Genomic DNA, 13,562 nt, shown 5'->3' with positions numbered 1-13,562 from the left:
AAAAATCTTACCGGTTTTGCTGAAATGAGTGAGTTTTTCACCTCTGTCAATTGATCTGGGATAGACGCACTAGTTGAGTAAAAGCTCTATTTTATGCATGAACAGTGGTTTATAGTTCAGGCTGATCGAGCAAAAAATACCATAGAGTCAAATAAAAATGAAAAAGGGATGTTTAATTTTGTCGGCACTGGGTCTTTTGGTGTCGACTTCGACTCAAGCTAGAGTGAATGTCTGTGTTTTTGATTTGCTGGGGAAATCTGGTGAGTCTTACAAGCTGCTGGAGGAATGGGCGCTGGCAGCAAAAGGCTGGGGTGCCGAAACTCAGTTAAGCGCCTATCAGGATGAAGCCAAGGTCGATCAGGACGTCAAAGCCGGAAAATGTGATGCCTTCTATATGACCTCAATGCGTGCCCGGGCTTATAACAAATTTGCTGGATCGATTGATGCAATTGGCGGCGTGCCGAATAATGACATTGCCATGAAAGCCATCAGCTATGTACTGGATAAACGCAATAGCAAACGCCTGATCACCCAGATTGGCAAAGAAAAATTCGAAGTGGCGGGTATTGGTCAGATTGGCCCAGCCTATATTTTTGTTCGTGATCGTACTCTAAATAAACTGGAACAGGTCAAAGACAAGAAATTTGCCGTGCTGCATTATGACTATGCGCAAAAAATCATGGTCGACCGGATTGAAGCAGTACCGGTCATGTCGGAAATTTCCAATTTTATTCGCAAGTTTAATCAGGGCGAAGTGGATATTGTCGCTGCACCGGCTTATGCATTTAAACCGCTGGAATTACAGAAAGGACTAGGCCGTCAAGGCGCAATGATTAATTTTCCGGTGATTAATGTCACTGCTGATCTGATTATTCGTCAGGAAAAGTTTCCGGCAAGCTTTGCCGCACAATCCCGAAACTGGTTTGTGAAACAGTTACCGCGCAGCTTTGCCATGGTCAAGCGCATGGAAGCTGAGATTCCAAGCAAATATATTCTGAATCTAAGCCGTGAAGATCGTTTGGCCTACCAAAAGATTCTGCGTGATGGGCGGATCGATTTAACCAAACAGGGGATTTATGATCAGGGCATGATGAACGTATTGAAACGCGCGCGTTGTACGGTAGAAAGAACCAATTTTGAATGTTCGATTGGTGGCGAATAAATCTGAAATCATGTATATCTTTGTAACTATATCTGGGTAAATGTAATTATAAGAAAGCAGTTTTAAATATTAAGATATTGATATTTAAATATATATTTAAAAATAACTTAGGCAACTATTGCTGATTTATCTTTATAGGCCAAAATGCCGGTTTTAAATGGAGTAAATGCTCTATTTTTTTTAATTAAACTTGCTTAATATTTGTCCCGTGTACGGACACTCAGCGAATAACAAGATTTCAAAGGATAACTACAATGAAAAAAACACTCTTATCATTGGCTGCATTCTCTGCATTTGGTTTTGCAAGTGCGGCGCATGCAGAAAAAGTCGATATCTGTGTGTTTGACTTACTGGGTAAATCCGGTGAGTCTTTCCAGATGGCGCAAGAATGGGCACTGGCTGCAAAAGGCTGGGGCGCAGAAATCAATCTGATTGCCCGTCAGGATGAAGCGGTTGCCGACAATGACTTCAAGGCCGGTAAATGTGATGGTGTATTTATGACAGCCATGCGTGCCCGTCAATACAATAAATTTGCCGGTTCTATTGATGCACTGGGCGGTGCACCAAGTAATGCCATTGCCCAGCGTGCGATCAGTTTTGCTCTGGACAAACGTAATGCAGCGAAAATGGTCAGTAATATGGGCGGCAAAAAATACGAAATTGCCGGTATTTCACCGTTGGGTTCAGCATTTATTTTTGTTCGTGACAAGAATATCAATTCGATTGAAAAAGCCGCAGGGAAGAAATTCGCCGTACTCGGCTATGACGATGCCCAGAAAATCATGGTACAGCGCGTCGGTGCGCAGGCAGTGATCTCCGATGTTTCTAACTTTGTCGCCAAATTTAACAATGGTCAGGTGGATATGGTCGGTGCACCTGCTTATGCCTACAAGCCATTAGAAATCTATAAAGGTCTGGGTAATAACGGCGCAATGTTTAATTTCCCGGTACTGCATGTCACCTCTGATTTTGTGATTCGTCCGGAAAAATTCCCCGCAGGTTTTGGACAGAAATCGCGTGACTGGTTTATCAAAAACCTGCCAAAGAGCATGGGGATGATCAGCCGTCTGGAAGCGGGTATTCCGTCGAAATATAAAATGAATCTGAGCGCTGAAGATAAAACCAAGTATCAGAAAATGTTACGTGATGGCCGGATGGATATGACCAAACGCGGAATCTATGATGCCAGCATGATGTCGGTCTTAAAACGTGCACGCTGTTCTGTCGATAAGGCCAACTTTGAATGTTCAATTGCTGGCGAATAATCTGATTTTTAAAGAAAAAAGCTTAGATTGATCTAGGCTTTTTTTATGGCTGAACCAGGTCAGATCTGCCATTGTGCAGCGAATAAAATAGCTTAAGCTTGAGCTAAATATTAAATTCGCATGTTTTATATAAAAAACAATCACATGTGACTAAAACTGCAATAACAAAAACAAGCGATAAGGAAATGAGGATGATGCATAGAGGATGGAAAGCACTGGCATTGGCTACGGCGACACTGGCTGTTTCAGGTCTGGCGCAAGCTAAACAGGTAATTTGCGTATTTGATCTGGTTGGTAAAAACGGTGATGTCTATAGTGTGATGAAAGACTATCAGTTGGCGGCCAAAAATTGGGGTGCAGATGTCGAACTGCGGGTGAATACCAATGAAGCGGTGGTTGCAGAAGATTTTAAAGCTGGAAAATGTGACGGCATTAGTGTGACCGGGATGCGTGGCCGTCAGTTCAATAATTTTACCGGTTCACTCGATGCTATTGGCGCGATTCCAGATCTGAATCTGGCAGTTAAAGTCATGCAGGGACTGGCCAGTCCGACCTTTGCCAAACATATGCTGCAAGGTAAATATGAGGTAGTCGGTGTCATTCCTGTGGGTGATGCTTTCCTGCTGGTGAACGACCGCAGTATTAATACCGTTGCTAAAGCCGCTGGTAAAAAAATTGCCGTACTTGATTATGATGAAGCACAAAAAATCATGGTACAGCAGGTCGGCGCACAGGCGGTGAGTGCCGATGTCACCAATTTTGGTGCCAAGTTTAACAATGGCCAGGTGGATATTATTGGTGCACCAGCAGCAGTATTTAAACCGCTGGAATTACATAAAGGTTTGGGTAACAAAGGCGCGATTGTGAATTATCCGGTGTTGCAGGTCACAGGCAATATCATTATCCGTCCAGATAAATTTCCGGCAGGTTACGGACAAAAATCACGTGAATGGGTGAGAAGTCAGTTACCGCGTGCCTTTGGTATTTTGGGGAAAATGAAAGCGGACATTCCAGCAAAATACTGGATGGATATTCCTGCTGCAGACAAACCGGGTTACCAGAAAATGATGCGGGATTCCCGAATTGACCTGACTAAACGCGGTGTTTATGACAAACGTATGATGAAATTGTTATGGCAATTCCGCTGCAAACAGAACCCGAAAAACTTTGAATGTGCCTTACAGGATGAGAACTACAAATAATCCTGATAAAATTACTCTGATTTGACTTTTAATCTGTAGAGACTGACCATATATTGAGTGTGCTATACTTAAATATGGTCTTTTCTTTTTAAAGACATTCCATTCAACAGAGGAATCCGCCATGAATGCCCAAGCGCTTGTGCTCACCGACAATGCCGCAAATAAAGTACGCCAGTTGCGTGACAGTGAAGGTAACCAAGACTTAATGCTCCGTGTCTATGTGACCGGTGGCGGCTGTTCAGGTTTCTCTTATGGCTTTAATTTTGCAGAAAGCCAGAATGAAGATGATGCAGAATTTGCCAATGGCGATGTTAAAGTCCTGGTCGATTCATTGAGTTATCAATATCTGGTCGGTTCGGTGGTAGATTATTTAGAAGGTCTGGAAGGTTCACGTTTTGTGGTACAAAACCCGAATGCGACCACGACCTGTGGTTGTGGATCTTCATTCTCGATCTAAATCCATGCACAAAAAAAAGTCCTCTCAATGAGGACTTTTTTATATCTGGAAGAACGTTTAGCTATCCAGTTTTACCGCTTCAAGCAGGTCAAAGATCACGGTAGTGACATCCTGACTCAACTCGCGGTTATTGAAAATTTCATAGGCGCTAATGGTAATATCGGTATCGCTTGGCAACAGACGCTGTTCTTCTTCGATCAGGTCATTGATCGGTAATAAGGTCTGTTTGATTTCCAGATGCAGAATATCTTTATATTCCAGATTTTCATCGTCGAGTTCAATCAGTTGTTCATTGAAATAAGGCAGCAAAATCGAATGAAGATAGGGTTGCATGTCCTTGATATCAAAGATTTCGATATCACGGGTTTCATCAATCGTACTAATGTGGTCATTTACTTCAATTAAAATATGGTAGTAACTCACACGAATCTCCAAAGATGGCCTGAACAATGTAGCCAATCACAATAACATGAAATCAGAATAGAGTGTTTTTTATAATACTTATACACTTAAATTAATTAGGGAATTCAAGCTGATCACTTAACGGTTATAAAGCAAGGTCTTGTCTGCAGGTCGCAGCTGGAAGTGTTGCAGATTCTGTTTACCCAGCACCGGATACATCAGTGCTTCCGGGTCATTATGGTGATACAGCCCCAAGGCATGTCCGAGTTCATGTGCCAGAGTCAGACGGAGATCATCTTCTGCATCAAACTGATAGACATGAATTTGATCACCCATAAACACGCCTTTATGAAATTCGCGGGCAGGGAAACGCTGTTGGGCTTGAATGATATTCTGCTGATGGTTTTGCAGACCATGTTGATGCATGGAAACATTCATATTAAAGGAACTTTGCTGTTCCTGAAGGTACTGAAGTTCCCGTTGAAAACTTTCCGATTTGCGCTGTAAAGCCAAAACCTCATATTCAATCTGCTCATGTTCATAAGCAGATAAATTTGGCTGACGGCGTCGTTGCTGTAAGGCCTGAAATTCACTATTCATCTGATCTCTTTGCTGGATCAGGCGTTGCTGCTGACTTTCCAGATGCTGATGGGATGCTTCCAGATTTTTGACCTGACGTTGATACTTGGCGTCATCTGCCAGCAACTGTTTTTCGACTTTCTTCAAGGCATCATAGTCTTGCTGGCGTTGATCATAGATCAGGTGAATACTCAGCCTGGCATTTTCATCATAGACCATCAAATCATCACGATTGCTTCCCTGATGCCAGATTTCGATCGCTTCCTTGCTCAGTTGAATGACCTGATCTTTACTTAGTCCAAAGCCTGAATCGACCTGATCAATCCGGAAACGTAAGCGGGTATCGAAAGGATGAGTCAAACGATCAGCCAGCGAGTTATAGCGCAGTTGAGGATGGGTTTTGGTCTGCATATGCAGATAGGCAGACATGATCAATCCAACTACGAGCAGACAGAGCAGAAGACGCATATTTTTTATTTAAATGTCTATTTTTTAAAAATATAGCTTAATTTTAATGCCTTTCCCATGCTTTATTTGCGTCATCCTTCTGCTTTTGGATAAAGCCCTAATTCGGCCAAAGCCTGCTGCAAAATTTCAAGGCGGATCGCCGGATCCATACCATTTCGCATCTGCATATTCAGTGAAAATGCCACGATCTCGGCTTGCGGTGTTTTAACCCAGCCGGTGAGCCAGCCGACTTGCGGTTCCACATCCATGCCCCAACCGGATTTGACATATAGTCGATAAGCTTTCCGCTCCTGTAGCAGTAACATGGCTTTGACTTGCTGCTGGACTTGAGGATCAAAGGCAAGTTGCTCTCGGGCTAGAGCAGAAACAAATTCGACTTCCTGTTTTGGAGTAACTTTCAAAGGGCCTACCAACCAGAAGTTATCGACCTGTTGACCAATCTGCTGATTACCAAATTGGATGCGTTGTACTTCCTGTTGCATTAATTCCAGACCAATACGACGCGCCAGTTCTTGATAGACCGGTACCGCAGAAGCTTGCATGGCTTGGCCGAGAGTCATGTCTTTTTCCCAGGCGGTAAAGCTGCGTTTCTTGCCATCCCATTTAAAAATTTCATTGGTTGTGGCTTTGCCATGTTGCAGGCCAATCAGAGCATTGAGCATTTTAAAAGTAGAGGCGGGAACATATTCGGTATTTGCACGATTTAAATCATTGCCATAGACCTGTACTTGTTGATCACGCTGAATCACTAAAACACCAGAGCTTTGCGCCTGATCAAATAAGCTGGCAATCGCTTGAGTCGAAGTGCTTTGAGATGGGAGAGATGAAACGGGTAGGCTACATGCTGTCAGGCCCAAGCAACTAAGTAAAGGCAGCAAAATCAAAATTTTCATCGGTTCAGGGTATTTTAATGTTTGATTTAACTTAAACAGCTTTTCCTGAAAATACGATCAAATTTTGGTAATTTTTATTTTATTCCTTCAAGTCGAAACATAAAAAAACCGCGCGAAAGCGCGGTTTTTTCAGTTAAAGCGACAAATTATTTTTTGTCATCTTTTACTTCAGTGAACTCAGCATCTACAACGCCGTCGTCCGCTTTTTGAGATTGACCTTCGCCGCCTTGGAATGCATTAGGGTCAAAACCTTGCGCACCGCCTTGGCCTTGCGCTGTTTCATATGCACGTTGTGTAATTGGCATGATGATGTTTTGCAGCGCTTCAGTTTTCGCTTTGATTTCTTCAACGTCATTTTCTTTAGTTGCAGCTTCAAGCTCAGAAACCGCAGTTTCGATTGCAGTTTTTTCGTCTGCAGTCACTTGTTCACCAAGATCTTTCACTGCTTTTTGTGAAGAAGCAACTAAAGCATCCGCTTCGTTGCGTGCTTTTGCAAGCTCTTCAAATTTACGGTCTTCTTCAGCATTCGCTTCAGCATCTTTGATCATTGCTTCGATTTCAGCATCAGACAAACCTGAGTTTGCTTTAATCTGGATCGATTGCTCTTTACCAGTGCTCTTGTCTTTCGCAGATACTTTCAAGATACCATCAGCATTGATGTCGAAAGATACTTCAATTTGTGGCACACCACGTGGCGCAGGTGGGATGTCGCCTAACTGGAAGTTACCCAACAATTTGTTTTGCTGCGCCATTTTACGTTCACCTTGGTAAACTGAAATGTCTACAGCAGGCTGGTTGTCCGCAGCAGTTGAGAACACTTGAGATTTCTTTGCAGGAATCGTGGTGTTTTTCTCGATGATTGCAGTCAACACGCCGCCCATAGTTTCAATACCAAGTGTCAACGGAGTTACGTCAAGTAGAAGTACGTCAGTTTTGTCACCTGAAAGTACCGCACCTTGAATCGCAGCACCCATGGCTACTGCTTCGTCAGGGTTTACGTCTTTACGTGGCTCTTTACCGAAGAATTCTTGAACCTTCTGTTGAACCATTGGCATACGAGACTGACCGCCCACCAAGATTACGTCAGAGATGTCAGAAGTCGAAAGACCCGCATCTTTAAGCGCAATACGGCAAGGTTCAATGGTACGCGCAACCAGGTCAGCAACCAGACCTTCAAGTTTTGCACGTGTTACGTTGATCACTAAGTGTTTAGGACCAGTCGCATCAGCAGTGATGTATGGAAGGTTGATTTCAGTTGCATTTGAAGAAGAAAGCTCGATTTTCGCTTTCTCCGCAGCTTCTTTTAAACGCTGTAACGCCAGTGGATCTTGTTTCAGGTTAAAGTTTTGTTCTTTCTTGAACTCTTCAACCAGGAACTCGATTAACGCGTTATCGAAGTCTTCACCACCTAGGAATGTATCACCGTTAGTCGACAATACTTCAATTTGCTGGTCGCCATCAAGGTCCGCAATTTCAATGATTGAAACGTCGAAAGTACCACCACCCAAGTCATAAACCGCGATTTTACGATCGCCTTCTTTCTTGTCCATACCAAACGCAAGTGCCGCAGCAGTTGGCTCGTTGATGATACGTTTAACTTCTAAACCTGCAATTTTACCTGCATCTTTAGTTGCTTGACGCTGTGCATCGTTGAAGTAAGCAGGAACAGTAATAACAGCTTCAGTTACGGTTTCGCCCAGGTAATCTTCAGCAGTTTTCTTCATCTTTTTCAAGATTTCAGCAGAAACCTGTTGTGGCGCCAATTTTTTGTCGTTGACATCAACCCAAGCATCACCGTTGTCAGCTTTGATGATTTTGTAAGGAACCAGACCGATATCTTTTTGTACCGCTTGGTCTTCATAACGACGACCGATCAAACGTTTGATCGCGAACAATGTATTTTTCGGATTCGTTACTGCTTGACGCTTTGCAGATTGACCTACCAGAATTTCGCCATCTTTATAGGCAATAATAGATGGAGTGGTACGCGCGCCTTCAGCGTTTTCGATTACTTTAACTTTGTCGCCTTCAAGTACTGCAACACATGAGTTTGTAGTACCTAAGTCAATACCAATGATTTTAGCCATTTGGATGTTTCCTCTAAAATTTTTTTGTGATTTACACTTGTTATCCGATATGAGAGCCGTTCGATTTTTTTCAAGTAAAATTTTTGAAAAATTTCACAAACTCCCGAATTTATTTGGCTTAAGCGCCGACCATCACCATGGCAGGACGCAATAAGCGACTGTTAAGCGTGTAGCCTTTTTGCAAAACAGTCCCAATTTCATTTGCTTTGGCATTTGGATCAATCCCGACTGCCTGATGCAGGTCAGCATTGAAACCGTTGTTGGTATCCACTGCCACAACCCCAAATTTCTCCAAGGTATGCAATAAAGATTTAAGGGTCAGTTCAACACCTTCACGCAATGGTGTTTGCTCTTCACCTGCAGCCACAATGGCACGTTCCAGATTGTCGACTGTTTCTAGAAGCTCTTTAGAGAACTTTTCCAGAACTGTATCTTTATGCTTTTCAGATTCACGCTGAATACGTTCAACACTCTTTTGTGCTTCATAAACTGCATTGGCGGTACGGGCTTTTTCTAACTTTAAATCACCTTCAAGCTGCGCAATCTGCTCTTGTAAAGACTCAACGGAAACTTCAGCCTGCTCGGTTTCAGCTTGAGTTTGCGCTGTATCTTGTTCCGCTTGCTCTTGCTCAAGTTGTTGAGCTTGCTCGTTTTGCTCAGTCGCCATTGATTTACTCCGTTTAAATGGGTTCTTAAACATGTACAGTCCTTAGGCCTCAGTGTTCACTGCGTTTATGCTGAACTGCCATGGTTGTGAAGTTCTTGATTACCTAAAGAAATCGGGGCAGGGTGTAAAAATTCAAGCGTCGACCCAGATTAAATTTAAGATTTATACAAAATACTGAATCCAGCGGATAGCAGAACAAGCTATTCAGAACACAACAGCAGGATAGGATGAGAATAAAATACACGGACATCAGCAGCGATGAATCCGAATTTTGAACTGAATAGATTTAATTCGCGACTAAATCTAAGAATTAAGTATTTGAAAATAAATATAAAAAATGAATAATCGTATTTTTGAATCAAATTAATAATTTTAATCCGTTTTAAGTATTGGTAAAAAAATTGCATCATACTTCTATTAACAGCGACCTTGTTCAGAGGAGAGAGCCGAACCGGGTTGCTGTTGCCCTATTTTAGAGTTGCTTTTTTCAAGCTGAGTATCCCCAAAACTCAGCTTTTTTTTGCCTGTTTATTTATTAGACATAAAAACGATTAATATCTAAGCAATAAAGTCTTTCACAATAGATGAACTTTTGATTAATATTTATTCCAGATTCTATCGCTGTAGTTTCTTCTTATTTTGAAATGTGTTTTCGTGGCTTATCCTGTTCTCTAGATAAGCCTTTTTTTTGTCCAGAATTTACCTTTTTTGAATTTGTTGGAATCAGTCGTCTCTATTTTAGCGGTTTGTAAGATAAAACTTACAGCTTGGATAGTGAATGTCCGCTTCATGAGAGCAAGTTGATTCGATAGGATAATTTGTGTAGAGAACAGGATGTTCTGGTTGAATTGCTGAGAAGCATAAGCGAAGTGGAAGTTCGTTTAACATAACCCTCTGCAAAGGCCCTAAAGAAATTTTCTTTAGGGCCTTTGTCTATCTGGCAGCTACCTTTTTCATTAAAAAAGCCCAGTCTGGGCTTTTAATAGAGAGGGTGATTCAAGTCTTAGTCACGACGATCCCGTGAACGTTGTTCTTGATGACGTCGGTTGTCATTCCAGCGTTGATTAGAACGATTTTGCTGGACTTTTTTACTGCGTTGATCTGTTACACGTTTACGCTCCAGATCCTGACGACGTTTACGTTCTGCCTCTGCCTGTTTTTGCCGTTGCGTCATGATATTTTTACGTTGCTGTTCATGGCGCTGTCGTTCCAGTTGGCTTTTACGTCGATCCAGCTCTAACTGTCTTTTACGATCCTGCTCCCAATTGCGATGTTGTAATTCCTGTTTACGTCGATCCAGTTCAATGCGTTTGCGTTGCTGTTCATATTCCCAACGTTGCCGCTCATAGCGACGATCTTGTTCATAACGCCGGTCCAGTTCATAGCGACGGTCATAACGCTGATCATAGCGACCATCATAATAGCCACCATCTTCAGGAAATGCGACGCAGCCTACAGCTAAAAATGCAGTCGCCAAAGACAGAGCTATAATTTTGCTAGCCATAGGCATCCTCCCGATTTGTAATAAAAAATATACTTAAGCTCGCAAAAGTACGTCAAAAATAACCTTTAAACGGTCAATGACATCTTTTATAAATGAGGGTAACGTATCGAGTAGAAGCTATATGTACATTGATATTAAGACTTATATAAGAATATGGTCACTGAAACGCTAATCGTGTAGAAACTATGAAGAATTAAGAGAATAAGGACTAAAAATAATGACTGTGAATCCTCCGGTTCTGAAAAGTGTGATGGAAAAGGGACAAGGGACGGCAGCGCGTATGCTGGACCGCTTACCTGGCATTGCACAGGAAGCATTAGTTAAGGCTCTGGATTATCCTCATGTTTATCCTGATTTAGATCCATTGGTTAAATGCCTGATGGCCATCCAGATAAAACAGGGGCATAGCAGTTTTATCAGTGAGGATCTGGCACATTCGCGCACATTGTTTGATGCACGCATGAAAGCGATCCGGGCTAGACCGACCGCGGTCAAATTTGTCGAAGAGCTCCGCCTTCCTCTACAGAGTGGCAGTATTTTTGCACGACATTATCATCCTGCACCGCAAAAGAAGTTACCGATGGTGATTTTTTATCATGGCGGTGCATTTATGGTGGGCGGTCTGGACAGCCATGATGAATTCTGTCGCTTGCTGGCAGTACATGCCAAAGTACAGGTGCTAAGCGTGGCTTATCCGCTGACGCCAGAATTTAGTCCCTTGCAGATGGTACAAGTCTGTGAAGATGCCTTGGCTTGGGCACATCAGCATAGCAAACAACTAAAAGTCTATAAAAACCGCATTGCCGTGGCAGGGGACAGTGCGGGAGGAAATCTGGCTACTGTTGTAGCTCAGCGCAGTACAGGCAAATCTTATGCCGCACGAGCGCAGCTTTTGCTTTATCCGGCAGTTGATTTTAAAAGTCGCCATCCTTCTTTTTATGCCTATAAAGATGGACTGGTACTTTCGGAGCAGGATATTGATCTGGTGACCTTCATGTATGCCCAAACCCATCAGATTGAACTGGATGATCCGCTGATTTCACCTACTTATGGTGAATTGCGGAATTTACCGCCAAGTTATGTAATTACCGCACGCCATGATGTCCTGCATGATGAAGGTTCAATCTATGCACATAAACTACGTCAGAATGGCGTGAGTGTTCATTATCATGAATATACCGATCAGGCACATGGTTTTATCAACCTGACGCCGATCTCTCGCCGTGCCAAAAAATATGTGATTGAGATCAGCAAAAACTTCCGCAAATTCTGGGACAAAAATAGTTAAATCCAAGGCGCGAGCGCAAAAGGTGTTTCTCATGAAACACCTTTTTTTATAGCTAAGTTTTTATCAGTTCTTATACTTTGCTGTTGATCTGGGCTTCAGGAAAGATCAGATTGAATTTGGGGACATAAAAGCTTTGCAGCAATTTGGCTTTGGAAAAGTCTGGAAATATATTCTCGGCATCTTGCCACTCTACTTGCGAGAGTTTGGAGAGGTGACCGCGGAACTGTGGACTAAACTGAAAACGCTGCCCTTTCCAGGCTTGCTGAATCTTCAGCATAGACGCTGGAATATGATGACTATTAATGTAGAACTGGCGTGCAGATTTGGTTTTCTTCAGCCGAATCGTCATATGCTGGTTTTGATGCTGAATCTGACACAGCACTTCCTGATCCTTTTCCTGCCATTCAAATTGCGCATGTTCTTTGGGAATGCCCCATAAATACTGACCGTGTACCACAGACTCATGGGTAGACACATAAATTTTAGGAATCGAACTGAGGCGCCGTTTACTAATTAAAGGATGATCCAGAATCAGTAACTCATCATAAGGGCCAATCGGCGAAGCGTGATAACGCACCAATAAGACTTGGACCATACGACCCAGCGGAGAAGGGGCGATCCGGAACTGTTTCGCTTGCTCAATAAAGCTGGGGGTCAGCCAATAATTCAGAATAAAACCCTCACCCTGCAAACGCCAAGGTGGAAACTGGTGGATATTTTGCTCCTGTAATAATGCATGCTTCATTCTTATTCTCTTGTCTTTAGTCGGCAGGTCACTGCATTATGAGTTATAAAAGATTAATATATAGTCATTCACAACCATTACTTCTAAGTAGATGAGTTAATAAATGTTAAAGAAATCATTATGTGTCATCGCACTTGCTGCGGTCAGTCTGCCAAGCTTTGCTGCCAATACGATTATTGAGATGAAGACTTCATCTGGAAATATTGAAATTGAACTCTTCAATGACAAAGCCCCAATCTCGGCAAAGAACTTCGAAAGCTATGTAAAGAGCAACTTCTATAAGGACACGATTTTTCACCGTGTCATTCCCGGCTTTATGGTGCAGGGCGGTGGCTTTGATGTAAACATGCAGGAAAAAGCCAATACAAAAGCACCCATTAAAAACGAATCGTCGAATGGTCTGCAAAATAAACGCGGTACTTTAGCCATGGCCCGTACCAATCAGCCGGATTCTGCCCGAGCACAATTCTTTGTGAACCTGGTCGATAATGATTTCCTGGATCGTTCTGCTAGAAATGCCGGCTATGCGGTATTTGGTAAGGTCACTAAAGGCATGGATATCGTCGATCAGATTGCCAAAGTACCGACCCGAAACTATGGAATGCATCAAAATGTGCCGGTGAACCCTGTAAAAATCACCAGTGTGACGATTAAAGCACCAGTCGTAAAAAATTAGGCATAGAATAAAGCAGAAATATTTAATTTATATTTCTGTTTTAAAAATATGTACTTATGTAATGAATTGTATGGAATTGAACCAATTTGGTGCATAAAAATAAAACACTCATGATTCCTGTGCGTTAAAAGCGCTTGCACGTGTAAGAAATTGCCCTATAATGAGCA

General features: G+C 42.5%; 13 protein-coding genes. 6 read left to right on the top strand and 7 right to left on the bottom strand.

Annotated features, from left to right (window positions below; translation table 11 throughout):
- Window positions 1–157 precede the first annotated feature (157 nt).
- The 4 genes from ACTL4S_RS13430 to erpA all read left to right on the top strand — a co-directional run bounded on the left by ACTL4S_RS13430 (window position 158) and on the right by erpA (window position 4,086).
- The gene (locus tag ACTL4S_RS13430; RefSeq protein WP_409655333.1) at window positions 158–1,162 is read left to right on the top strand and encodes a putative solute-binding protein; all 1,005 of its coding nucleotides are present in this window, start codon (window positions 158–160) and stop codon (window positions 1,160–1,162) included.
- A gap of 254 nt (window positions 1,163–1,416) precedes the next feature.
- On the top strand, window positions 1,417–2,427 hold the full coding sequence (locus ACTL4S_RS13425; RefSeq protein WP_005094844.1) for a putative solute-binding protein: 1,011 nt from the start codon (window positions 1,417–1,419) through the stop codon (window positions 2,425–2,427).
- Window positions 2,428–2,621: 194 nt separating this feature from the next.
- Window positions 2,622–3,629 carry a putative solute-binding protein gene (locus tag ACTL4S_RS13420; RefSeq protein ID WP_191112719.1) on the top strand — a complete coding sequence of 336 codons (1,008 nt, stop codon included), beginning with the start codon at window positions 2,622–2,624 and terminating at the stop codon, window positions 3,627–3,629.
- Window positions 3,630–3,750: 121 nt separating this feature from the next.
- Window positions 3,751–4,086: an iron-sulfur cluster insertion protein ErpA gene (gene erpA, locus ACTL4S_RS13415; protein ID WP_004281944.1), complete on the top strand. Its 336-nt coding sequence runs from the start codon at window positions 3,751–3,753 to the stop codon at window positions 4,084–4,086.
- Between the two features lie 57 nt (window positions 4,087–4,143).
- Here erpA and ACTL4S_RS13410 read toward each other — a convergent pair whose 3' ends face one another.
- The 6 genes from ACTL4S_RS13410 to ACTL4S_RS13385 form a co-directional block, all read right to left on the bottom strand.
- Complete coding sequence (locus ACTL4S_RS13410; protein WP_441299525.1) at window positions 4,144–4,521, bottom strand: hypothetical protein; 378 nt, start codon at window positions 4,519–4,521, stop codon at window positions 4,144–4,146.
- A 105-nt stretch (window positions 4,522–4,626) separates the two neighbouring features.
- Window positions 4,627–5,535 (bottom strand): matrixin family metalloprotease, encoded by a 909-nt coding sequence (locus tag ACTL4S_RS13405; protein WP_253145802.1) that lies wholly within the window; start codon window positions 5,533–5,535, stop codon window positions 4,627–4,629.
- Between the two features lie 71 nt (window positions 5,536–5,606).
- On the bottom strand, window positions 5,607–6,428 hold the full coding sequence (gene blaOXA, locus ACTL4S_RS13400) for an OXA-134 family carbapenem-hydrolyzing class D beta-lactamase (protein WP_441299512.1): 822 nt from the start codon (window positions 6,426–6,428) through the stop codon (window positions 5,607–5,609).
- A 146-nt stretch (window positions 6,429–6,574) separates the two neighbouring features.
- Entirely contained in the window at window positions 6,575–8,515 is a 1,941-nt protein-coding gene (gene dnaK / locus ACTL4S_RS13395) for a molecular chaperone DnaK (RefSeq protein ID WP_441299511.1), read from the bottom strand.
- 118 nt (window positions 8,516–8,633) lie between these two features.
- Entirely contained in the window at window positions 8,634–9,182 is a 549-nt protein-coding gene (gene grpE / locus ACTL4S_RS13390; RefSeq protein ID WP_004647116.1) for a nucleotide exchange factor GrpE, read from the bottom strand.
- Between the two features lie 1,003 nt (window positions 9,183–10,185).
- On the bottom strand, window positions 10,186–10,686 hold the full coding sequence (locus ACTL4S_RS13385) for a hypothetical protein (protein ID WP_004728958.1): 501 nt from the start codon (window positions 10,684–10,686) through the stop codon (window positions 10,186–10,188).
- A 217-nt stretch (window positions 10,687–10,903) separates the two neighbouring features.
- Here ACTL4S_RS13385 and ACTL4S_RS13380 point away from each other — a divergent pair, with 217 nt between their 5' ends.
- Window positions 10,904–11,974, top strand: coding sequence for an alpha/beta hydrolase (locus tag ACTL4S_RS13380; RefSeq protein WP_441299510.1), 1,071 nt, complete (start codon window positions 10,904–10,906; stop codon window positions 11,972–11,974).
- A 70-nt stretch (window positions 11,975–12,044) separates the two neighbouring features.
- Here ACTL4S_RS13380 and ACTL4S_RS13375 read toward each other — a convergent pair whose 3' ends face one another.
- Window positions 12,045–12,719 carry an acetoacetate decarboxylase family protein gene (locus tag ACTL4S_RS13375; RefSeq protein ID WP_441299509.1) on the bottom strand — a complete coding sequence of 225 codons (675 nt, stop codon included), beginning with the start codon at window positions 12,717–12,719 and terminating at the stop codon, window positions 12,045–12,047.
- Between the two features lie 103 nt (window positions 12,720–12,822).
- Between ACTL4S_RS13375 and ACTL4S_RS13370 the strand changes: the two genes are divergently transcribed.
- A complete protein-coding gene (locus ACTL4S_RS13370) occupies window positions 12,823–13,395 on the top strand; it encodes a peptidylprolyl isomerase A (protein WP_005094827.1) in 573 nt (190 codons plus the stop codon).
- Window positions 13,396–13,562 lie beyond the last annotated feature (167 nt).

The sequence above is a fragment of the Acinetobacter lwoffii genome (assembly GCF_052078135.1).
In the GTDB taxonomy this organism is placed as follows: domain Bacteria; phylum Pseudomonadota; class Gammaproteobacteria; order Pseudomonadales; family Moraxellaceae; genus Acinetobacter; species Acinetobacter lwoffii_Z.
This window is presented reverse-complemented; position numbering and strand designations above follow the sequence as displayed.